Origin of the sequence: Pseudomonas parafulva NBRC 16636 = DSM 17004 (genome assembly GCF_000730645.1) — a bacterium.
Classification (GTDB): Bacteria; Pseudomonadota; Gammaproteobacteria; order Pseudomonadales; family Pseudomonadaceae; genus Aquipseudomonas; species Aquipseudomonas parafulva.
In genome coordinates, this window is the sequence record NZ_BBIU01000035.1 from 10,693 (window position 1) to 32,616 (window position 21,924).

Annotated in this window: 21 protein-coding genes; 9 read left to right on the top strand and 12 right to left on the bottom strand. The window is 63.6% G+C overall.

Translation table 11 applies throughout. The features are described 5' to 3' along the window. The first annotated feature begins 38 nt into the window (after positions 1 to 38). The 4 genes from pqqC to PPA02S_RS19015 are packed head-to-tail and all read left to right on the top strand — an operon-like array spanning position 39 to position 3,990. The gene (gene pqqC, locus PPA02S_RS19000; RefSeq protein WP_028633643.1) at positions 39 to 794 is read left to right on the top strand and encodes a pyrroloquinoline-quinone synthase PqqC; all 756 of its coding nucleotides are present in this window, start codon (positions 39 to 41) and stop codon (positions 792 to 794) included. Further along, positions 791 to 1,066 carry a pyrroloquinoline quinone biosynthesis peptide chaperone PqqD gene (pqqD, locus tag PPA02S_RS19005; protein WP_028633644.1) on the top strand — a complete coding sequence of 92 codons (276 nt, stop codon included), beginning with the start codon at positions 791 to 793 and terminating at the stop codon, positions 1,064 to 1,066. The genes pqqC and pqqD overlap by 4 nt, the downstream gene beginning before the upstream one ends. Beyond that, on the top strand, positions 1,038 to 2,198 hold the full coding sequence (gene pqqE, locus PPA02S_RS19010; protein ID WP_028633645.1) for a pyrroloquinoline quinone biosynthesis protein PqqE: 1,161 nt from the start codon (positions 1,038 to 1,040) through the stop codon (positions 2,196 to 2,198). The genes pqqD and pqqE overlap by 29 nt, the downstream gene beginning before the upstream one ends. Beyond that, positions 2,164 to 3,990 (top strand): S9 family peptidase, encoded by a 1,827-nt coding sequence (locus tag PPA02S_RS19015; protein WP_028633646.1) that lies wholly within the window; start codon positions 2,164 to 2,166, stop codon positions 3,988 to 3,990. Before pqqE ends, PPA02S_RS19015 begins: the two co-directional genes overlap by 35 nt. Before the next feature lie 42 nt (positions 3,991 to 4,032). Here PPA02S_RS19015 and PPA02S_RS22840 read toward each other — a convergent pair whose 3' ends face one another. Together PPA02S_RS22840 and PPA02S_RS19025 are read right to left on the bottom strand one after the other, a co-directional pair. Continuing rightward, positions 4,033 to 4,191 (bottom strand): YqaE/Pmp3 family membrane protein, encoded by a 159-nt coding sequence (locus PPA02S_RS22840; protein WP_033727371.1) that lies wholly within the window; start codon positions 4,189 to 4,191, stop codon positions 4,033 to 4,035. A 148-nt stretch (positions 4,192 to 4,339) separates the two neighbouring features. Further along, a complete protein-coding gene (locus tag PPA02S_RS19025; protein WP_028633647.1) occupies positions 4,340 to 5,602 on the bottom strand; it encodes an aminotransferase class III-fold pyridoxal phosphate-dependent enzyme in 1,263 nt (420 codons plus the stop codon). 208 nt (positions 5,603 to 5,810) lie between these two features. Between PPA02S_RS19025 and PPA02S_RS19030 the strand changes: the two genes are divergently transcribed. Next, the gene (locus PPA02S_RS19030; protein WP_028633648.1) at positions 5,811 to 6,725 is read left to right on the top strand and encodes a LysR family transcriptional regulator; all 915 of its coding nucleotides are present in this window, start codon (positions 5,811 to 5,813) and stop codon (positions 6,723 to 6,725) included. A gap of 281 nt (positions 6,726 to 7,006) precedes the next feature. Here PPA02S_RS19030 and PPA02S_RS19035 read toward each other — a convergent pair whose 3' ends face one another. The 9 genes from PPA02S_RS19035 to bioB form a co-directional block, all read right to left on the bottom strand. Continuing rightward, positions 7,007 to 8,785, bottom strand: a complete 1,779-nt coding sequence (locus tag PPA02S_RS19035; protein ID WP_028633649.1) for an acyl-CoA dehydrogenase C-terminal domain-containing protein — start codon at positions 8,783 to 8,785, stop codon at positions 7,007 to 7,009. Positions 8,786 to 8,907: 122 nt separating this feature from the next. Then, positions 8,908 to 10,191 (bottom strand): GGDEF domain-containing protein, encoded by a 1,284-nt coding sequence (locus PPA02S_RS19040; RefSeq protein ID WP_028633650.1) that lies wholly within the window; start codon positions 10,189 to 10,191, stop codon positions 8,908 to 8,910. A gap of 149 nt (positions 10,192 to 10,340) precedes the next feature. Then, positions 10,341 to 12,146 (bottom strand): phenylacyl-CoA dehydrogenase, encoded by a 1,806-nt coding sequence (locus tag PPA02S_RS19045; protein ID WP_028633651.1) that lies wholly within the window; start codon positions 12,144 to 12,146, stop codon positions 10,341 to 10,343. 280 nt (positions 12,147 to 12,426) lie between these two features. Beyond that, positions 12,427 to 12,723, bottom strand: coding sequence for a hypothetical protein (locus tag PPA02S_RS19050; protein WP_028633652.1), 297 nt, complete (start codon positions 12,721 to 12,723; stop codon positions 12,427 to 12,429). Positions 12,724 to 12,852: 129 nt separating this feature from the next. Continuing rightward, positions 12,853 to 13,533 carry a dethiobiotin synthase gene (gene bioD, locus PPA02S_RS19055; RefSeq protein WP_028633653.1) on the bottom strand — a complete coding sequence of 227 codons (681 nt, stop codon included), beginning with the start codon at positions 13,531 to 13,533 and terminating at the stop codon, positions 12,853 to 12,855. A gap of 10 nt (positions 13,534 to 13,543) precedes the next feature. Then, positions 13,544 to 14,362: a malonyl-ACP O-methyltransferase BioC gene (gene bioC, locus PPA02S_RS19060; RefSeq protein WP_028633654.1), complete on the bottom strand. Its 819-nt coding sequence runs from the start codon at positions 14,360 to 14,362 to the stop codon at positions 13,544 to 13,546. Then, positions 14,355 to 15,086, bottom strand: coding sequence for an alpha/beta fold hydrolase (locus PPA02S_RS19065; protein ID WP_028633655.1), 732 nt, complete (start codon positions 15,084 to 15,086; stop codon positions 14,355 to 14,357). The genes bioC and PPA02S_RS19065 overlap by 8 nt, the downstream gene beginning before the upstream one ends. Continuing rightward, on the bottom strand, positions 15,079 to 16,251 hold the full coding sequence (bioF, locus tag PPA02S_RS19070; protein WP_028633656.1) for an 8-amino-7-oxononanoate synthase: 1,173 nt from the start codon (positions 16,249 to 16,251) through the stop codon (positions 15,079 to 15,081). Before bioF ends, PPA02S_RS19065 begins: the two co-directional genes overlap by 8 nt. A gap of 1 nt (position 16,252) precedes the next feature. After that, positions 16,253 to 17,311: a biotin synthase BioB gene (gene bioB / locus PPA02S_RS19075; protein WP_028633657.1), complete on the bottom strand. Its 1,059-nt coding sequence runs from the start codon at positions 17,309 to 17,311 to the stop codon at positions 16,253 to 16,255. 89 nt (positions 17,312 to 17,400) lie between these two features. Here bioB and PPA02S_RS19080 point away from each other — a divergent pair, with 89 nt between their 5' ends. The 4 genes from PPA02S_RS19080 to rarD all read left to right on the top strand — a co-directional run bounded on the left by PPA02S_RS19080 (position 17,401) and on the right by rarD (position 20,942). Continuing rightward, positions 17,401 to 18,132, top strand: coding sequence for a ComF family protein (locus PPA02S_RS19080; protein WP_028633658.1), 732 nt, complete (start codon positions 17,401 to 17,403; stop codon positions 18,130 to 18,132). 17 nt (positions 18,133 to 18,149) lie between these two features. Beyond that, complete coding sequence (locus PPA02S_RS19085) at positions 18,150 to 18,914, top strand: TOBE domain-containing protein (RefSeq protein WP_028633659.1); 765 nt, start codon at positions 18,150 to 18,152, stop codon at positions 18,912 to 18,914. Positions 18,915 to 19,016: 102 nt separating this feature from the next. Continuing rightward, positions 19,017 to 19,991, top strand: a complete 975-nt coding sequence (locus PPA02S_RS19090) for a serine/threonine protein kinase (RefSeq protein WP_028633660.1) — start codon at positions 19,017 to 19,019, stop codon at positions 19,989 to 19,991. A gap of 63 nt (positions 19,992 to 20,054) precedes the next feature. Beyond that, complete coding sequence (gene rarD / locus PPA02S_RS19095) at positions 20,055 to 20,942, top strand: EamA family transporter RarD (RefSeq protein WP_028633661.1); 888 nt, start codon at positions 20,055 to 20,057, stop codon at positions 20,940 to 20,942. Between the two features lie 241 nt (positions 20,943 to 21,183). Here the strand turns inward: rarD and PPA02S_RS19100 are convergent, their stop codons facing one another. Next, entirely contained in the window at positions 21,184 to 21,702 is a 519-nt protein-coding gene (locus PPA02S_RS19100) for a glycine cleavage system transcriptional repressor (protein ID WP_028633662.1), read from the bottom strand. Positions 21,703 to 21,924 lie beyond the last annotated feature (222 nt).

Below are 21,924 nucleotides of genomic sequence, written 5' to 3' on the forward strand. Positions count from 1 at the left end.
ACACGTGGGCCGGGACGCTGCTTACAGGAGCCAGCCGAATGAGCGACGCACTGCCGATGTCCCCTGCCGAGTTCGAGCAGGCCTTGCGCGCCAAGGGCGCCTACTACCACATTCACCACCCCTACCACGTGGCCATGTACGAAGGCCGCGCCACACGCGAGCAGATTCAGGGCTGGGTGGCCAACCGCTTCTACTACCAAGTCAACATCCCGATGAAGGATGCGGCAATCCTGGCCAACTGCCCTGACCGCGAAGTGCGGCGTGAATGGATCCAGCGCCTGCTCGACCATGACGGCGCCCCGGGTGAAGACGGCGGCATCGAAGCCTGGCTGCGCCTGGGCCAGGCCGTTGGCCTGGACCCGGATCAACTGCGCTCCCAGGAGCTGGTGCTGCCGGGCGTACGCTTTGCCGTGGACGCCTACGTCAACTTTGCCCGCCGCGCCAGCTGGCAGGAAGCCGCCAGCAGCTCGCTCACCGAGTTGTTCGCCCCGCAAATCCACCAGTCGCGGCTGGACAGCTGGCCCCAGCACTACCCGTGGATCGACCCCGCCGGCTACGCCTACTTCCGCACCCGCCTGGGCCAGGCCCGCCGCGACGTGGAGCATGGCCTGGCGATCACCCTGCAGCACTACACCACCTGGGCCGGCCAGCAGCGTATGCTGGAAATCCTGCAGTTCAAGCTGGATATCCTGTGGAGCATGCTCGACGCCATGAGCATGGCCTACGAGCTGAACCGCCCGCCCTACCACTCGGTTACCCAGCAACGGGTATGGCACAAGGGGGTCACCCTATGAGCTTTGATCGCAACCAGGTGCCGAACTGGCGCCCAGGCTACCGCTTCCAGTACGAACCCGCGCAGAAGGGCCATGTGCTGCTGTACCCCGAGGGCATGATCAAGCTCAACGAGAGCGCCAGCCTGATTGGGGGCCTGATCGACGGCCAGCGCAGCGTCGGCGCCATCATCGAGGCACTTCAACAGCAGTTCCCCGATGTGCCGGAAGTGGCTGACGACATCGAGCAGTTCATGGAGGTGGCCCGTGCCGAACACTGGATCCAGCTCAACTGAGCTGCCGGCCACACCGGCGGTCGGCCTGCCGCTGTGGCTGCTGGCCGAGCTCACCTACCGCTGCCCGCTGCAGTGCCCCTATTGCTCCAACCCGCTGGACTTCGCCGCCCAGGGGCAGGAGCTGAGCACTGCACAGTGGTTCAAGGTAATGGCCGAAGCGCGGGAAATGGGTGCGGCGCAAATCGGCTTTTCCGGTGGTGAGCCCCTGGTGCGTCAGGACCTGGCCGAGCTGATCGGCGAGGCGCGGCGGTTGGGCTATTACACCAACCTGATCACCTCGGGCATCGGCCTGACCGAGGCCCGCATCGCGGCGTTCAAGCAGGCCGGGCTGGACCATATCCAGATCAGCTTCCAGGCCAGTGACGAGCAGGTGAACAACCTGCTGGCCGGCTCGAAAAAGGCCTTTGCGCAAAAGCTGGAGATGGCCCGCGCGGTAAAGGCCCACGGCTACCCGATGGTGCTCAATTTCGTGACCCACCGGCACAACATCGACAAGATCGACCGCATCATCGAGCTGTGCGTTGCCCTGGACGCAGACTTCGTCGAGCTTGCCACCTGCCAGTTCTATGGCTGGGCTCACCTCAACCGCCTCGGGCTGCTCCCCACCCGTGCGCAGCTGGAGCGGGCAGAAGCCATCACCAATCAGTACCGTGAAACGCTCAAAGCCGCAGGCAACCCGTGCAAGCTGATCTTCGTCACCCCGGACTACTACGAAGAGCGCCCCAAGGCCTGCATGAACGGCTGGGGCAGCGTGTTCCTCACCGTTACCCCGGATGGCACGGCACTGCCCTGCCATGGCGCCCGTCAACTGCCCGTGCAGTTTCCCAACGTGCGTGACCATAGCCTGCAGCACATCTGGTATGACTCGTTCGGCTTCAACCGTTTCCGTGGTTACCAGTGGATGCCGGAACCGTGCCGCTCGTGCGACGAGAAGGAAAAGGATTTCGGCGGCTGCCGTTGCCAGGCCTTCATGCTGACCGGGGATGCCAGCAATGCCGACCCGGTGTGTGCCAAGTCGGCCGACCACGGCATCATCCTCAAGGCTCGCGAGGAGGCGCAAAGCGCTGACCTTGCCATTGAACAGATGACTTTCCGCAATGAACGAAACTCACGTGTCATCGCCCGTGGCTGACTTCACCGCCGCGCAGGCTGTCGCCGCCGGCACCGACTTCGCCGAATTGAAGGCCAGCGATGCCGGACTGTTCTGGGTCGAGTTCCGCCCGGCCGACGGTGCCTGCCGCATCTGGTGCTGGCAGCATCAGCAGGCCCGCTGCCTCACGCCCGACGGTTTCAGTGTGCGCAGCCGGGTCTATGAATACGGCGGTGGTAGTTTCTGCCTGGGCGGCGACGGCCTGGTGTTCGTCAACGAGCACGATCAGCAGGTCTACACCCAGGCCCTCGACCACCCACAGCCACGCCCCCTCACCGACGACAGCCGCTGCCGCTACGGTGATGTACTGTGGCACGACGGCCAAGTGCTGGCCGTGGAAGAGCGCCACGCACACACCGTGGAGCATCGCCTGGTCGCCCTGGGGCACGGCAGCCGCGAAGTGCTGGCCGAAGGCGCCGACTTCTACGCATCGCCCACCGTCAGCCCTGACGGGCAGCGCCTGGCCTGGGTGGAGTGGGATCGCCCGGCCCAACCCTGGACCTTCACCCGGCTGATGTGCCGTCAGCGCGCCGCCGAGGGCAGTTGGGGGCCACCACAGCCTGTGGCCACGGCGCAGGCGTCATTGCAGCAGCCCCGGTTCGACCACGCCAACCAGCTGTATTGCCTGTCGGATCACAATGGTTTCTGGCAGCCATGGGGCGAGGTCGAGGGGCGTTGGCAGGCACTGCCCGCCGCACCTGCCGACCACGCAGGCGCGCCTTGGCAGTTGGGTGCCTGTACCTGGCTACCGCTAGGCCCGACGAGCTACCTGGCTACCTGGTTCGACGCGGGGTTCGGGCAACTGGGGCTGCGCGCTGAGCATGGCCCCGTGGAACGCTTTGCCAGTGCCTATACGCGCTTTCGCAGCCTGGCCATGGATGCGCACTACCTGTATGCGATCGCCGCCTCGCCCATCAGCCCGCCAGCGGTTATCGCCATTGCCCGCGACACCCATCAGGTCAGTGTGCTGGCCGGTGGCGCCGAGGTACTTGCGGCCGAACACATCAGCCTGCCGCAGTCGTTCCACTGCGGCCGTGGCGCGGCACTGGCCCACGGCTTTTTCTACCCCGCTGCCCACAGCAAGGGCGCGCCGCCACTGGTGGTCTTTATCCATGGCGGCCCCACCTCGGCCTGCTACCCGGTGCTGGACCCGCGTATCCAGTACTGGACACAACGCGGCTTCGCCGTTGCCGACCTCAACTACCGAGGCAGCAGCGGGTATGGCCGTGAGTATCGCCAGGCCCTGCACTTGCGTTGGGGTGAAACCGATGTGGAAGATGCCTGCAATGCCGTCGAGTACCTGGCCGCACAAGGGCTGATCGACCCGCGCAAGGCCTTCATCCGTGGCGGCAGCGCCGGGGGTTACACCACCCTGTGCGCCTTGGCATTTCGCGACGTATTCCGCGCGGGTGCCAGCCTGTATGGCGTCAGCGACCCCACCGCCCTGGCCCGGGCTACGCACAAGTTCGAAGGCGATTACCTGGACTGGCTGATCGGTGACCCCCATCAGGATGCCGAGCGCTATCGCCAGCGTACACCGCTGCTGCATGCAGCACAGATCACCGTGCCGGTCGTGTTTTTCCAGGGCGAGCTGGACGCCGTGGTGGTGCCCGAGCAGACGCGCTCGATGCTGGCAGCACTACAAGCCAACGGCATCAAAGCCCAGGGGCATTTCTACGAGGGTGAGCGGCACGGGCTGCGCAAGGCTGAGAACCTGGCGCATGCGCTGGAGGAAGAATGGAGGTTCTACTGCGAAGTGCTGGCGGGTGAGTGACCCAGGGGGCGCGGGCCCCCTGGTCGCAAACCGGGTTACACCTCACCGCTTGGCAATGATGTACACCGCGTGCACGATGCCAGGGATGTAGCCCAGCAGCGTCAGCAGAATGTTCAACCAGAACGCGCCGGCAAACCCCACCTGCAGAAATACGCCCAGTGGTGGCAGCAGGATAGCGATGATGATGCGAATGAAGTCCATGAGAGTCTCTCCGTAAAGGGGTTACATCACAGACTCGCCGCCGGTCGCAGAGGTTCCACAGGCAAAAAAAACGCCCCGGGCCGAATGTAACAGGCCAGGGGCGGTGCGCAGAAACGCCAGACGGTTCGTTGAATCAGGGGTTGGCACCCTAGGCCGGCATTTCGCGGCGGCTCTGTTGGTGGGCGTGCAACCGGGTAAAGGCGCGGGTCAGGCGCTGCAGCATTTGGTCGATATTGCTCCGGCTCACGGTCAGCGCCGGCGTAAAGCGCACTACGTCGGGCTGCGGAGCATTCAGCAACAGCCCCTCCTGCAGCGCGGCAGCCACCAGCGCGGGGGCCAGGTTTTCCTTGAGCGGTAGCGCCCAGAGCAAACCTTGCCCGCGTATCGGGCCCTGGCCGAAGCGGCCCGCCAGCCGACCGAGGCCTTCTCGCAGGTGGCGGCCTTTGTCCTGCACCTCGTCGAAGAACCCTGGGGCCAGCACCGTGTCCAGCACCGTAAGGCCGGCAGCGCACATCAGCGCATTGCCATGGTGGCTGCCCTGCAGTTCGCCGGCCTCGGCACAGCAGGCCGCCCCCCGCGCCAGCAACGCCGCCAGCGGCACGCCCCCACCCAAGCCCTTGCCCAAGGTGACGATGTCGGCGCGTACCCCGTAGGTTTCCTCTGCCAGCAATGCACCACAGCGGCCGAGGCCGGTTTGCACTTCGTCCAGAATCAACAGGATGCCAAGCTCCCGGCACAGGGTTTCCACACCCCTGAGGTATTCGCGCGTGGCCGGGATAACACCCGCTTCACTCTGCACAGGCTCAAGCATGATCGCCACCGTGCGAGAGTCCACCGCGGCGTGCAGTGCCGCGAGGTCATTGAAAGGCACCCTGCTGAAGCCGGGCACGCCGGGCTCACAGCGGCTACAGGCCGTCGGGTCGGAGGCCGACAGCGTGCCCAGGCTGCGCCCATGGCAGCCCCGGCTGGCGGTGATGATGTGGTACGCGCCATTGCGATGGCGCTGTCCCCACTTGCGCGCCAGCTTGATCGCACCTTCGCAGGCTTCGGCACCTGTGTTCAGCAGGTAAGCCTGGTCGCTGGCGGTGGCCTGGCAGAGCCGGCTGGCGAAGTTCAACAAAACCGGGCTATGGAAAGCCGAGCCCGGCTGGATCAGCGCCTGAGCCTGATTTGCAAGCGCGGCTGCCAGCGCGTCTGGGCTATGGCCCAGGCTGTTGACGCCGCCGCCTTGGGTGAAGTCCAGGCAGGCTCGCCCCTGGTCATCCCACAACCACGCCCCCTGGCCACGCACGAACACAGGCGTTGCCCGGTTGTGCCCGGGCATCAGGTTGCCGGTTGAAGGCTGCTGCGGCATCGGCCTTAGCTCGATAACAGCCTCAGGGGCCGGGCGGCGCAGGTTGAACAGGTTCATCAGGATTCCAACCCATCACGGTGGCGGCAGCAAAGCGCGATCAAATGATCGCTGTGCGTTCTGTTGCCTTGCCTATCAAAACGCTTTGCGGGTAGCTGCAACAATGTGACCATCAATTGCTGTAACCCCTTGTAATAGGGCGATAGACTAGGCGAGCAAGCGGTTTTACGACATTTCGATTTAGCAGCAATTTCAATAAGCAAATCTTATGGATTTTCGCCAACTGCGTTATTTCGTCGCGGTGTATGAGGAAGGCCACGTCGGGCGCGCCGCCGAGCGGCTGTCGCTGTCGCAACCCGCGCTCTCACAGCAGATTCGTCAACTGGAACATGGCCTGGACCTGAGCTTGTTCGAGCGCAGCAACAAGCGCCTGCTGCCCACACTCGCCGCCCACACCCTCTACAACCACGCCCTGCCGCTGCTCGACGGCCTGCAGCGCGCCACCGATGCCATGCGCAGCTTCAAAGGCCAGTCGCTGCGCACCCTGGCCATCGGGGTACTGCAAACCGTACGCCCCAGCCTGGTGCCGCGGTTGCTCGAACGGCTGCGCAAGGCCCAGCCGCACCTGGTGGTGCAGATCTATGAACTGTCAGGCCAAGAGATCGAACGGCGCTTGCTCAATGGCAACCTGGACATTGGCATCAGCTACCTGCCGCCACGCCAGCCAGGGCTCCATGGGCTGCTGCTGTATGAAGATGAGTTGCAACTGGTCATCCCCAACACGCATCCCCTGAAGGACTTCAAGAAGGTTTCCATTCGCCAGGCCGCCGAGTTGCCGATGCTCATGCTTGGGGAAGAGTTCCAGATGCGCCAGATCTGGCAGGCACAACTGGCCAGCCAAGGCCGCAGGCCGCAGGTTCAGGCCGAGATGAACAACATGGCAGGTATTCTGGACAGCCTGGCGCATACATCGCTGGCGACGATTCTGCCGGGGCGGGCCAAGGAGGCGGCAGAAGATGAGCAAGGCTTGCTATGGAAGCCGCTGAGCGAGCCACGGGTACCGCTGAAAGTGGGGCTGGTGTTCCGCGATGCGCAGCGCCAGCAGGCTTCAGTGGAGCTGCTGCGCAACCTGCTGGAAGAAGAAACCGATACCCGGCAACCCGCACTGGACGTATTGGCCTGAAAAACACGCGCACAAAGAAAACCCCGCCTAAGCGGGGTTTTCCAGACTGTTTCCCTGTGACATCCGTATCGCCCCGCCACCCTGGCAGGAAATCCTTCGTCGTCGTCCTTGATCTGTCCTAGGCGCTTCCTGCGCTCCGTCCATGTGATAAAGATTAACCGTGGATCCAATCTGAGAACAGTGGTGAAAAGTCACCACGTGATGTAGGAAAAAGCTTACAAACCAAGAATCATTCTCAAAAAGCAAAACCCTGGGATTTTCTGCCAGCCCCTAGACAGGTATCAGAACTGTTGTGCATCCAGCAGGTACAGTGACTCACTCCCCGCCCTCACCGATGCCACCAGCGAGCCGACCCGCGGCAGCAGCCGCGCAAAGTAGAAGCGCGCCGTGCCCAGCTTGCCCTGATAGAACCCTTCGTCGCCTTCCCCGCGCTGCGCTGCCTGCGCCATGCGTGCCCACATGTAGGCGTAAGCCACATAACCGAATGCATGCAGGTACTCCACCGAAGCAGCCCCAATCTCGTTAGGGTTGCCCTTGGCCTGCTCCAGCACCCAGTCGGTGAGCGCATCCAGCTGATCGAGCGATGCCGCCAGCGGCCGGGTGAACTCGCCCAGCTCATGGCCGGCACCGGCAATGAATGCGCGCACTTCATCGGCGAACAGTTTGTAGTAGGCCCCACCGCTGGCCACCACCTTACGGCCCATCAGGTCGAGGGCCTGAATACCGTTGGTGCCCTCGTAGATCTGGGTGATGCGTACGTCACGCACCAGCTGCTCCTGGCCCCACTCACGGATATAGCCATGCCCGCCGAATACCTGCTGGCCGTGCACCGTGCACTCCAGGCCCAGGTCGGTGAGGAACGCCTTGGCCACAGGCGTCAACAGCGCCACCAGTTCTTCGCTGCGCTTGCGCACACTGGCGTCTTCGCTGTACTTGGCGCTGTCCAGTTGCATGGCCACGTAGGTGGAGAACGCACGCCCGCCTTCGATCAGCGCTTTCATGGTCAACAGCATGCGCCGTACATCAGGGTGCACGGTGATCGGGTCGGCAGGTTTGTCTGTGGCCTGTGGGCCGGTGGGGGCGCGGCTCTGCAGGCGGTCGCGGGCGTATTCCACCGCGTTCTGGTAAGAACGTTCGGCCGAGGCCAGGCCCTGGATGCCAACCCCCAGGCGCTCGTAGTTCATCATGGTGAACATGGCCGCCAGGCCTTTGTTGGGTTCACCCACGATATAACCGACCGCGTCGTCGAAGTTCATCACACAGGTGGCCGACGCCTGAATGCCCATCTTGTGCTCGATGGAACCGCAGGTCACCGGGTTGCGCGCGCCCAGGCTGCCGTCCTCATTGACCAGGAACTTGGGCACCAGGAGCAACGAGATGCCCTTCGGCCCAGCCGGGGCATCCGGCAGCTTGGCCAGTACCAGGTGGATGATGTTTTCGGTGAGGTCGTGTTCGCCACCGGTAATGAAGATCTTGGTCCCGGTCACTTTGTAGCTGCCGTCGGCCTGGGGCTCGGCCCTGGTGCGGATGATGCCGAGGTCGGTACCGGCGTGGGGCTCGGTAAGGCACATGGAACCCGCCCAAACACCGGCATACATGTTCGGCAGGTACTTCTGCTTCAGCGCTTCGCTGGCGTGGGCATTGATGGACAGGCAGGCGCCTGCGGTCAGCATCGGGTACAGGCCGAAAGCCAGGCTCGCCGCGTTGACCATTTCTTCAACCTGCGCCGACACCACCTTGGGCATGCCCATGCCACCCAACAGCGGGTCACCGCCCACGCCCACCCAGCCGCCCTCGGCATAGGTGTTGTAAGCCTCGATGAAGCCTGTCGGGGTCTGCACGGCGCCGTTATCCCAATGGCAGCCTTCTTCATCGGCTGCACGGCTCAACGGTGCGATAGAGCGGGCCGCGACCTTGCCGGCCTCCTCAAGCACTGCCAAGGCGGTCTGCACATCGACAACGTCGCCCAGCCCGGGCAATTGTGCCCATTGCTGCCCCACGTCGAAGACTTCATTCAGTACGAAGCGCATGTCGCGCAGGGGCGCTTTATAGTCAGCCATGACAACCTCTCGCTGGTCGGAACGGGCGGTGTCAGGCACCGCAGCACTGGAGTTGCAGTGAGTGTAACCGAACAACTTTTACGAGACATAGGGTCATCAACAGACCGCATGGTCAGCAATGGTCACGACGCACGCTCTGCCCCCCGGCGTGTTTTCAGGCCGTGCACCATCAGGCAGTTACGCCCGGCCGCCTTGGCGCTGTAGAGCGCCTGGTCGGCGGACTTGAGCACGTCATCTGGGTTGCGGTGGTCCACATGCCGCTCTGCCACACCGATGCTGATGGTGACTGACACCGCACCACCACTGCTGCCGGCGCGCCTCTGCCGGCCCGTGTTGTCGTCCTGAGGGCGAGCGCCCTGGTCGCGCAGGCGCATGGCATAGCCGGCAATCGCTTCACGCACCGCCTCCAGGTGCGCCACGCAGTGCTCGGTGCTCTTGCCGGCAAACACCACCGCAAATTCCTCGCCGCCGTACCGGTACGCCTTGCCACCGCCCCCCACCTTGCCCAGGCGGCTGGCAACCAGGCGCAACACCTGGTCGCCGACGTCATGGCCGTGGGTATCGTTGAAGCGCTTGAAATGGTCCACATCGCTCATCGCGATCACATAATTGCGTCCCAACCGCTGCATGCGCTCATTGAGCGCACGCCGGCCCGGCAAGCCGGTGAGCTCATCCCGAAAGGCCATCTGGTAGGCCTCATGTGCCACCGCCGCAGCTATCATCAGCATCACCTGGCTGCACATGATGTTCAGGGTGAAGGGCAAGATGAACGTTTTGGGCAACATCCAGAAGAGCCCCACCAACCCCATCACCAGCGCTGCATTCAAAGGCCTCGGCGCCCGCAGGTACTGCACCACCAGCAGCACCAGTACCCCAATGAACAACGGGTACGCCAACTGGATCAGGCTCATCCACTCCCCATGCAGGGCCGGCCAGCGGATATCGGCCAAGCCGGCCAGCAGGGCGGCGGGGAAGCGTTGCTCCAGCGCCACCGCCACCGCACCTACAACCAACAGCACAGCGCCCCTGGCCACCATGTCCTGCAGCAGGTGCATGCGTTCCTGCCATACGCCGTAGATGCCATACAACGCCGGTAGCAACAGGCACACCAGGTGGAAGATGACGGCAGCGTCATCGCGCACATGCCCGTTATCTCTGTAGAAGTCAGTCTGGGTATCGAGCAGAAAATAGGCGACGTACACCGTCAGCATTAAAAACAGCTCACGCTGACGCCTGTAGACCGCGCAGTAGGCACCCCCCAGCAGCAACACCAGGGTGGGCAGCACATTGAACAAGGAGGTGAAGAACACGCTGAGGTCTTTGGCGTAGGCCGCGGCGAGGCCCGCTATCAGCAACAGCAGTGAGGGCAGAAAGTGGCTTGCACGAACGGCGTCAAGGCGAAACACAGTAATCTCCAACCCGGCAGATCAATAATGGCATTGTGCCCTTAGTTGATCGGCCGTGCACCCGGACAGTTTAATCAGGCTCCGTCCGTGGAATGCAAAAAAACCCGCCTGCCATAGCAGGCAGGCGGGTTTCGCTGGAGCAATTGCGCTTAGTACGCCAGGCCGAAGTGCGCTTCGTCCATGGCCATCAGGTTGTCGGCACCCGACAGCATGGCGGCCACATGGGTACGGGTGCGCGGCAGGATGCGCTGGAAGTAGAAGCGCGCAGTCTGCAGCTTGGCCGTGTAGAACGCCTGGTCGCCGCTGCCGGCGGCCAGCTTCTCGGCTGCAACCCGTGCAATATCTGCCCAGAAATAAGCCAGGCAGGCGTAGCCGGAGTACATCAGGTAATCCACCGACGCTGCGCCCACTTCCTCACGGTCCTTCATGGCGGCCATGCCCACTTTCATGGTCAGCTCGCCCCACTCCTTGTTGATGGCCGCCAGCGGTTGTACGAAGTCGTTCAGCGCCTCGTTGCCTTCCTGCGCCTGGCAGAACTTGTGCACGATCTTGGTGAAGCCCTTCAGCGCCTCGCCCTGGGTCATCAGCACCTTGCGGCCCAGCAGGTCCAGGGCCTGGATACCCGTGGTACCCTCGTACAACATGGAGATGCGGCTATCGCGCACGTTCTGCTCCATGCCCCACTCGGCGATGAAGCCGTGGCCGCCGTAGATCTGCACACCATGGTTGGCAGCTTCGAAGCCCACTTCGGTCATGAAGGCCTTGGCGATCGGCGTCAGGAAGGCCAGCAGGGCATCGGCCTTCTTGCGGGCTTCTTCGTCCTGGCTGTACTTGACGATGTCCACCTGCTGCGCGGTGAAATACACCATGGCCCGGTTGCCCTCGGCGAAGGCTTTCATGGTCAGCAGCATACGGCGCACGTCCGGGTGGACGATGATGGGGTCAGCTGCTTTTTCCGGGGCCTTAGGCCCGGTCAGTGAACGCATCTGCAGGCGCTCGCGGGCATACTTGAGGCCGCCCTGGAAGGCCACTTCGGCGTGCGCCAGGCCTTGCAGTGCAGTACCCAGGCGCGCAGTGTTCATGAAGGTGAACATGCAGTTCAGGCCTTTGTTGGCCGGGCCGATCAGGTAGCCGGTAGCGCCGTCGAAGTTCATCACGCAGGTGGCGTTGCCGTGGATGCCCATCTTGTGTTCGATGGAACCACAGCTGACGCCGTTGCGCTCACCCGCCGCGCCTTCGGCGTTGGGCAGGAACTTCGGCACGATGAACAGCGAGATGCCTTTGGTACCGGCAGGCGCATCGGGCAGGCGGGCCAGCACGATGTGCACAATGTTCTCGGCCATGTCGTGTTCGCCGGCAGAGATGAAGATCTTGGTGCCCGATACCTTGTAGCTGCCGTCGGCCTGGGGCTCGGCCTTGGTGCGCAACATGCCCAGGTCGGTGCCGCAGTGTGGCTCGGTGAGGCACATGGTGCCAGTCCACTCGCCAGAGACCAGCTTGGTCAGGTAGGTGTGCTGCTGTTCGGCTGTGCCGTGGGCAGAAATGGTGTTCATCGCGCCGTGGGAGAGGCCTGGGTACATGCCCCACGACCAGTTGGCGCCACCCACCATCTCGCTCAGCGCCAGGCCCAGCGACTCCGGCAGGCCCTGGCCGCCGTGCTCCACGTCGTGAGCCAGGCTCGGCCAGCCGCCTTCGACGAACTGCGCGTAAGCTTCCTTGAAGCCGGTCGGGGTTTTCACGCCCGACTCGCTCCAGGTGCAGCCTTCCTGATCACCTACACGGTTCAGCGGCGCCAATACCTGCTCACAGAACTTCGCGCCCTCTTCCAGAATGGCATCGACCATGTCCGAGGTAGCGTCCTGGCAACCCGGCAGGCTTTGATAATGCGCCTCATAGCCAAGCAGCTCGTCACGAACGAAGCGGATATCACGCAAGGGAGCTTTGTAGTCAGGCATCGCGATGAACCTCTAGGTGAGTTCTGTGGGGGGACCGGCGCACGCGGCAAGGTCTGTCAAACAGTTGTTTGAAACTTACGTTTACCGCAGGCTGATGTCAAGGATGGACGATGGTGCCATTTACGCCACGGAAAACGACGAAACCGCCACACGGTTGCATGGCCGTGGATTCACGGGCAGTTGGAGGATCTTGGATAGGATGAAAAGCGACGGCTGGCGGCGTCGCTCAGGCGAGAGACGCCCCTGCGTCACGCGTGGCTAGCGGGGTGAAGCAGAGGTGTCAGGCGTGGATATCAATGATACGGCCGAGCATGTCGTCAGAGGCCTTGGCCACTTTCGCCCCCAGTTCGACCTCGAGCTTGCCCAGCGCCATTTGTACGGTACTGGTGGCAAGGTCCATTTGCTGACTGCGGTCGACGCCGCGCAGGCGTTCTGCCTGGAAGTCGCTGGACTGGCTGGTGGCAGTGCGTTCGGCACTGAGGTTGGCAACCTGGCTGGCGGCCTGGTCGACGCGTTCCTGGCCGGCCTTGATGGCGCCAAGGCCCGCATAGTAGGCAGAGCTACCGGTGATTTCCATGTCAGGGCTCCATTGAACCTGGATAACAGACAAGGCTGATTAAAACAGGCCTTGGGCAAAAAGGCCCGTTTAAAACAGTAATAGCTTGTTGCCATCTGATAGGCCCTGGGTATTTCTGCTAACCCGAGGTCAGTCCAGCAGGTCCAGTTGCAAGTGCTCAGCGACCATGTCGGCACTCGCCTGCTTCAGCTTCGGCACCCGCCCAAGGCAGGGCGCAGGCAGGCGCTCGGCCAGGCTAGCCAGGTTCTCTTCAAGCCGAGAGGTACGCGGCTCGATGATGTTCGCCACCCACCCCGCCAGTTGCAAGCCATCACGTTCGATAGCCTCGGCGCTGAGCAAGGCGTGGCTGATGCAGCCCAGGCGCACGCCAACCACCAAAATGACCGGCAGCTTCAAGGCCACTGCCAGGTCGGACAGGTTTTCCAACCCCGACAAGGGCACCCGCCACCCGCCTGCACCCTCTATGAGGGTGAAGTCGGCGTCCTGCTGCAACACAATGCGCATCGCCCCCAGCAGGTGCGACACCGAGAGTGTGACGCCAGCCTCGCGCGCAGCCACATGGGGTGCGATGGCCGGCTCGAAGGCGAACGGGTTGACCTGGGCGTATTCGAGCTTGACGGTACTTTCGTCAATCAAGGCCTGGGCGTCACTGTTGCGCAAGCCCTTGGCGGTCAGGGTGCAACCGGAGGCCACGGGTTTGGCGCCAAGGGTACTCATCCCCTGCAAACGCGCAGCATGCAGAAGCCCTGCCGCGATGGTGGTCTTGCCGACATCGGTGTCGGTGCCAGCGATGAAATAGGCGTGCCTCATGTGGCTCCCCTTATGCCTGTGGCTTGCGCAACACACCATAGACCACCTGATAGGTGGCTGGCAGCCCCGAGGGTTGGCGAAATGCCTCATAGGCGTGCAGCAACCCCTGCATACGGGCACGGCCAGTCAGGCCAGAAGGCCGGCCAGGGTTGAGGTTGTGTGCGCCCAATGCCTTAAGCTCGTGGGTCAGGCTGCGCACGTCCGGGTAATGCAGTACATGCGGGCACCGTTGCAGGGCCAGCGGGCGCAGGCCGCTGACCGCGCACAGGCGCTGGTACTCATCGAAGCGGCGAAAACGGTTCACATGCACCAGGCCGTCCACTGCCTGCCAGCTGGCCCGCAGCTCATCGAGGGTGCCCGTGCACAGGCTGCTGAATGCCAGCACACCGCCGGGCCGCAACACGCGCTGCGCTTCTGACAGCACGCTGGCGAACTGGCTGCACCATTGCACTGCCAGGCTGGAGAACACCAGGTCGACACACCCATCGCTCAATGGCAGGCGTTCGGCATCGCCCGCCACGTGATACAGCGCACCGCCGTGTGCCTCGCGGGCGTGGCGCAGCATGCCTTCGGCGATATCCACCGCCACGCCGCCGGCCGCAACATAGCGTTGGGCCAGCGCCCGGCTGAAGTGGCCCGTGCCGCTCCCCAGGTCTAGCCAGCGGGAGGGCTGCAGGTCTGCCGGCAGTTGCCCCAGCAGGAGCGTGCCCACCTCGCGCTGCAGGGCTGCAACACTGTCATAGCTGCCTGCGGCCCGGGAAAAGGACGCCGCCACCTGGCGTTTGTCCGGCAGCGTACCGGGCAAGGCGGGTTGGGAAAGGTCAGTCATCGCCACTCTCATGCAAAAAACTCTTGATGCCCGCCGCCAACTCCTGAGGGTACTCCAGCAGAAACGCGTGGGAACTGTCTTCGACCAGGCCCACTTCCACATCTGGCAACAACTCGCTCAGCGCCTGGGCAGCTTCGGCCGGCACCAACGCGTCGCTGCCGGCGAACAGGTGCAACTGAGGGCCGGCAAATGCCTGAAGCGCTTCGCGGGTGTCCAGCTGGGCCAGCACTTCCAGGCCGGTCGCGAGGTAAAGCGGGTCGGTGTCTGGCACACCCACACCGAGCTGGCGCAGGAGGGTGCGCGGTTGCAAGGCACCGTCGCTGCACAGGCTGCGAAAACGCTTGAGGGTCACGGCGGTATGGCTGCGACACCCATCCAGGAAGGTGCCAAAGGTATCTTGCGCCATGCCGTGGGGCCAATCCGCCCGGGCCACGAAACTGGGGTTGCTGGCCAGCGTCAGCAGGCCGCAGCAGTGGTCGCCGCGCTTGTGCGCCAAGGCGCTGGCAAGCATGCCGCCGAATGACCAGCCGCCCAGCCACACATCGTTGGGCAGCTTGCGGTCCAGGTGCTCGACCCAGCCCTGCACATCCGCGTGGTCAAGCTCCGGCAGTGGCATCAGGGTGATCTGCAGGCGGGCGTCCTGCGCACGCAGGCTGGCGGCGAGCGGCTCCAGGGCCGCGGTACCCAACCCCCAACCCGGCAACAATACAATTCGGTTACGCATCGGCGCGCTCCAGTTGTGGATAACACTCTGCCAATGCATTCAACAATAGCTGCACCTGCGCAGGCGTGTGCGCAGCGCTCAGTGTTACCCGCAGGCGTGCGCTACCAGCCGGCACGGTGGGCGGGCGAATGGCGGTTACCAGCAGGCCGCGCTCGCGCAACATGGCCGACAGGCGAAGTGCCTGCGCACTGTCACCGATCAGGATCGGCTGGATCGGTGTGGGGCTGTCCATCAGCTGCAGGCCGATCTGGCGTGCCCCCTCACGGAACTGGCCGATCAAGGCGTTCAGTTGTTCACGGCGCCAGGTTTCGGTGCGCAACAGCTCAAGGCTCTTGAGCGTGGCGCAGGCCAAGGCCGGGGGCTGGCTGGTGGTGTAGATGTATGGGCGGGCGAACTGCACCAGCGTGTCGATCAACGCGTCACTGCCGGCCACAAAGGCGCCAGCGGTGCCGCAGGCCTTGCCCAAGGTACCGATCAGCACCGGCACATCCTCAACGCCCAGGCCAAAATGTTCCACCACGCCACCACCGCCTGCGCCAAGGGTACCCAGCCCATGGGCATCGTCCACCATCAGCCAGGCATCACGGGCGCGGGCAGCACGGGCCAGGCCAGGCAGGTCGGCAACATCGCCATCCATGCTGAACACGCCGTCGGTCACCACCAGGGTGTTACCTGCCGCTTTCTCCAGGCGGGTGGCCAGGCTGGCAGGGTCGTTGTGCAGGTAGCGGCTGAAGCGGGCACCACTGAGCATGCCGCCATCGAGCAGCGAGGCATGGTTAAGGCGGTCCTGCAGCACCGTATCGCCCCTGCCCACCAAGGCCGTGATGGCGCCCAGGTTGGCCATGTAGCCGGTGGAAAACAGCAACGCCCGGGGGCGACCGGTCAGTTCGGCCAGGGCCTCCTCGACCTGGTGGTGGGCCGTGGTATGCCCCACCACCAGGTGAGAGGCACCGCCGCCCACGCCCCAGCGCTCTGCACCCGCCTGCCACGCCGCAATCACCTGTGGGTGATTGGCCAGGCCCAGGTAGTCATTGCTGCAAAAGGCCAGCAACTGCTGGCCATCGACCACCACCTGCGGCCCCTGAGGGCTGCCCAGCAGTGGGCGTTGCCGGTACAGGTCTGCCGCGCGCCGTTCGGCCAGACGCGTTGCCAGGTCGAACGCCATGTCAGGCCGATGCTGCGTCGTAGAACATCTCGCTGCTGCGCTGCTCCACCAGCGCCTGTTCGATGGCGGCCTGGTGCACTTCGTCGGCATGCTCTTCACGGGCTTCGGGCTTGATGCCCAGTCGTGCGAACAGTTGCATGTCCTTGTCAGCCTGCGGGTTGGCAGTGGTCAGCAGTTTCTCGCCATAGAAGATGGAGTTGGCACCAGCCATGAAGGCCAGGGCCTGCATCTGCTCGTTCATCTGTTCGCGCCCGGCGGAAAGGCGCACGTGGGACTTGGGCATCAGGATACGGGCTACGGCCAGCATGCGAATGAAGTCGAAGGGGTCCACGTCTTCTTCTTCGGCCAGCGGCGTGCCCGCTACTTTCACCAGCATGTTGATCGGCACCGACTCGGGGTGTTCAGGCAGGTTGGCCAGCTGAATCAGCAGGCCGGCGCGGTCGTCCAGCGACTCGCCCATGCCCAGAATGCCACCGGAACAGATCTTCATGCCGGCATCGCGCACGTAAGCCAGGGTCTCCAGGCGCTCACCATAGGTACGGGTGGTGATGATGCTGCCGTAGAACTCAGGGGACGTGTCGAGGTTGTGGTTGTAGTAGTCCAGCCCGGCCTGGGCCAGTGCCTGGGTTTGCTCCTGGTCAAGCTTGCCCAGGGTCATGCAGGTTTCCAGGCCCATGGCTTTCACGCCTTTGACCATCTCCAGCACGTAGGGCATGTCCTTGGCAGAGGGGTGTTTCCAGGCGGCGCCCATGCAGAAGCGCGTCGAACCGATGGCCTTGGCGCGGGCAGCTTCCTCCAGCACCTTCTGCACTTCCATCAGCTTCTGTTTTTCCAGCCCGGTGTTGTAGTGCCCGGACTGTGGGCAATATTTGCAATCCTCCGGGCAAGCGCCGGTCTTGATCGACAGCAGCGTGGAAACCTGCACGCGATTAGGGTCGAAATGCGCGCGGTGCACGGTCTGCGCCTGGAACAGCAAATCATTGAAAGGCTGCTGGAACAGCGCCTTGACCTCGGCCAGGGACCAGTCGTGACGTGTTGTTGCAGTTGTGCTGGCGCTCATCGGCGTTTCCTTGTTTAGGCTGTAGCTGGTGCCGGGACAAGAACGCCCGCCAGCGGATCACGGATAGCTCGCATAGTCATGGAAGGCCTATGAACTGTCAACCACGCATCATAAGAATGGTTTACAAGTGGTTATTTAATAATCAAACATGCCTGCTGTGCGATGGCCCAGCGCGGCAAGCTTATCCGCTGTGCGTGGCGTGTGAGCAACAGCTGCCCTGGCTGGGGGACCACTGCCTGCGCTGCGCGCTGCCGTTGCCCATGGCCGGCATGACCTGCGGCCAGTGCAGCCGTCGGCCCCCTGCCTTCGATCAGGTCGTAGCGCCGTGGGCCTTCGGCTTTCCGATCGACACCCTGATCAGCCGCTTCAAGCACAACCGCCAGTGGCCCATGGGGCGCCTGATGGCCGAGCAGCTGGGGCAGGCTCTGCTGCATCAGTTTGCAGAGGGGCTGCCGCGCCCACACCTGTTGCTGCCAGTGCCCCTGGCCAGGCGCCGGCTGCGTGAGCGAGGTTTCAACCAGGCGGCGATGCTGGCGCGTTGGCTGTCGGCGCAGCTGTCGGTGCGCTGCGACGAGCGCTTGCTCACCCGCAGCCGTCACACCCCCGCCCAGCAGCAGCTGGACGCCAAGGCCAGGTGGCGCAATCTGCGCCAGGTGTTCTGCCTGTCGGGTGATGTGCGGGGCTTGCATGTGGCAATCATCGATGACGTGATGACCACCGGGGCCACCGCCCAGGCCATTGCCCAGGTGTTGCGCAAGGCCGGCGCGCAGCGTGTCGATGTATATTGCCTGGCACGCACCCCAAAACCTGGGTATGCATGATCAACCGTGGACCGCCCATGCCCCTGCCAACCTCTCTCACCCAGCACATTGCCCATCGCCCGCAGCGTATCGCGCTGCTGCAGCATGTTGCCGAACAGGGCTCCATCACCCGCGCCGCGAAGGCGGCCGGCATCAGCTACAAGGCCGCCTGGGATGCCATCGACGAGCTCAACAACCTGGCCAGCAGGCCGTTGGTGGAGCGCAGTACAGGTGGCCGCGGCGGGGGCGGTGCCAGGTTGTCTGCAGAAGGCGAGCGGGTACTGCGCCTGTACCAACGGCTGCAGGCGCTGCAAACGCAAATACTCGAGGCCGCTGAAGAATCCAGCGACCTTGGCCTGCTCGGTCGCCTGATGTTGCGCACCAGTGCGCGCAACCAGTTACAGGGCCAGGTCAGCGGGCTGCGCCGCGAGGGCCGACACGACCGGGTCAGCCTGGCCTTGGGCGGGGGGCTGGAAATCGACGCACTCATTACCCATGACAGCACTGAGCGGCTGGAGTTGACGCTGGGCGCGGTGGTGGTAGCACTGCTGAAGGCCGGCTGGGTGAAGCTGCTGGCGCAGGCGCAAGAAGCGGAGCCTGGCAGCAATTGCTTGAACGCCACCGTGGAAGAAGTACTGGCAGAAGGTGACGGGCCCAGCGAGGTCCGGCTGGCACTGGGGAATGGGCAAACACTGTGTGCCATTGCCGAGGCTGACTGGTTGGCCGAGCAGCAGGTGCAGGCCGGCAGCGCGGTACGGGTGCAGTTTCACCCGTCCTATGTGTTGATCGGGATTGCGGCATAGCTGGGCCGGCCTTGTCCAACCTGTGGGCGCAGGTTCAGCCGCGAACAGGCCGGCACCCGTAGAACGCGTTACCATGCCGTATCGTTCACCCCCGGAGTCACCATGTCTCACCCCTTCGCTACCCTGACACCCGACCTGGTGCTGGACGCCGTCGAAAGCCTTGGCTTTCTGAGCGACGCCCGGGTGCTGGCACTCAACAGCTACGAGAACCGCGTGTATCAGGTGGGCATCGAAGGTGAACAGCCTCTGATCGCCAAGTTCTACCGCCCCGGGCGCTGGAGCAATGAGGCCATCCTCGAAGAACATGGCTTTACCGCAGAGCTTGCCGAACATGAGGTGCCGGTCGTGGCGCCACTTCAGCACGCAGGCCGTACGCTGTTCGAACACCAGGGCTTTCGCTTTGCCCTGTTCCCGCGCCGCGGTGGCCACGCGCCAGAGCCGGGCAACGCGGACCAGCTTTACCGCTTGGGCCAATTGCTGGGCCGGCTGCATGCGGTCAGCGCCACCAGACCCTTCGAACACCGCGAAGCGCTGGCTGTGGACAACTTCGGCCATGCCTCGCTCGAAACCCTGCTGCAAGGCGGTTTTGTCCCGAAAGAGCTGCTACCCGCCTTCGAGTCCGTGGCCCGTGACGTGCTCAAGCGGGTCGAAGACATCTATGCCCGCACCTCGCACTCGCTCATTCGTCTGCACGGCGACCTGCACCCCGGCAACCTGATGCACCGGGACGAGGTGTACCACGTGGTCGACCTGGACGACTGCCGCATGGGGCCGGCAGTGCAGGACCTGTGGATGATGTTGGCGGGCAGCCGCGAGGAACGTCTGGGGCAACTGGCCGAACTCATCGATGGCTACAACGAATTCCATGACTTCGCGCCCCGCGAACTGGCACTGATCGAACCCTTGCGGGCGCTGCGCCAACTGCACTACAGCGCCTGGCTGGCACGGCGCTGGGATGACCCGGCGTTCCCGCTCAGCTTCCCCTGGTTCGGCCAGCCCCGTTATTGGGGCGACCAGGTACTCGCACTGCGCGAACAGATGGCAGCGCTGGATGAAGCTCCCCTGAAATTGTTCTAGAAGCAGGGCCTGGGCTGTCTACAATACGCACTGTTTTATTAGTGACCTGAGCAAGGACTCTGCATGCACGCTGCAAACCCGCGTCGCGGGTATCTGTTGGGCCTTAGTGCCTACATCATCTGGGGCCTGTTCCCCCTCTACTTCAAGGCCATCCAGAGCGTGCCGGCGGTGGAGATCATCGTCCACCGGGTGCTCTGGTCCGCCCTGTTCGGCTCGTTGCTGCTGCTGGTATGGAAGCACCCAGGCTGGTGGCAAGCGCTGCGGCAAAACCCACGCAGGCTTGCCATTCTGGCCTTGAGTGGCATGTTGATCGCGGCCAATTGGCTGACCTATGTGTGGTCGGTGAACAACGGCCGCATGCTCGAGGCCAGCCTGGGCTATTACATCAACCCGTTGATCAATGTGCTGCTCGGCATGCTCATTCTGGGCGAGCGTTTGCGGCGCCTGCAGTGGCTGGCCGTGGCCATGGCAGCATTGGGCGTGGCACAGCAGGTGTGGCAAGTAGGCAGCCTGCCCTGGGTGTCGCTGGCGCTGGCACTCACGTTCGGCTTCTATGGGCTCATCCGCAAACAGGCACCCGTTGCGGCCCTGCCTGGGCTTGTGGTGGAAACCTGGATGCTGGTACCACTGGCGCTGGGCTGGCTACTGCTGCACCCCACCGCGATGAGCGCGCAAGGTACGTTCTACACCAGCTCCGAAGCCTTGTGGCTGATGGCAGCCGGCCCGGTTACGCTGGTGCCGCTGTTGTGCTTCAACGCTGCTGCACGGCACCTGCCCTACACTACCCTGGGCTTCCTGCAATACCTGGCGCCCACCCTGGTGCTGCTGCAAGCAGTGCTGCTGTTCAACGAACAGCTGTCATCCAGCACATTGGTGGCGTTCATGTTCATCTGGGCAGGCCTGGCGATCTACAGCGTTGATGCCTGGTGGAATCTGCGCAAGCGCAGCTGATCAAAAAACGACCTGATCTCTGCAGGCCAAGCCCTGCAAGGCCTGCAGAGACATCTCCAGAGGTTATCCACACCCTCGTCCCCGCCGTTTGTGCACAACCCGTCAGTTACTGAGCGTTTTTTGAACAAACCTCTGGAAGGCTTGCAGCAGCTGGGCTGGAGGCGAATAGCCCCAGGTTATCCACAGGGCCTTCCCCGTTAAACCGGGATAACCCCAGACGCCGATCGGGCATGCCTGCGTATCAGTCCTGCGCCCGAAGCTCCAGCTCGACCATCAGGTCGTCCGCCAGGCTCTCCAGGCGCTGTTGCAATGCATCAAGTGGCACATCCAGTGGCAGCGCCAGCAGCGCATTGGCGTGGAACAGCGGCTCACTGCTCATGGGCGCCGGCCGCACCTCGGTGGTAAAGCGCTCCACATTGACCTTCAACTCGGCCAGCAGGCGGGTAATGTCGCGCACAATCCCTGGCCGATCATTGCCTACCAACTCCATGGCGATAGGTTTGGACGAGCTGACAGCGTCGGCTCCGCTCTGCGCGATCAGCACCCGTATACCATGGCTCGTGAGCCCCTCCAGGCCCTGCACCAGCGCTTCATAGTGATCTGCGGGCACGGCGACTCGCAGAATGCCGGCAAACTGCCCAGCCATGCGCGACATGCTGCTCTCCAGCCAGTTGCCACGGTGGTCGGCAATGCATTGGGCAATGCGCTCCACCTGCCCGGCCTTGTCGGGGGCAATTACAGTGAGTACAAGATGGTCCACGCGTCGTTCCTCATGTCAGTCTGCGCAAGGCGGCTGGAAACCCGCACCGGTTCAGTATAGGCAAGGCGCGGCAACCTGCCGCAGGGCAATTCTGGATACAAATCGTGTACTGTTTTTAGATTTATCTGGAACAATCACACGTTTTCTTGCGAACATACCGCTTCCCAGCGTGACCCTGCGCGACCAATGGGTCGCACAAAGGCGCTTTTAGTCTGATGTTGC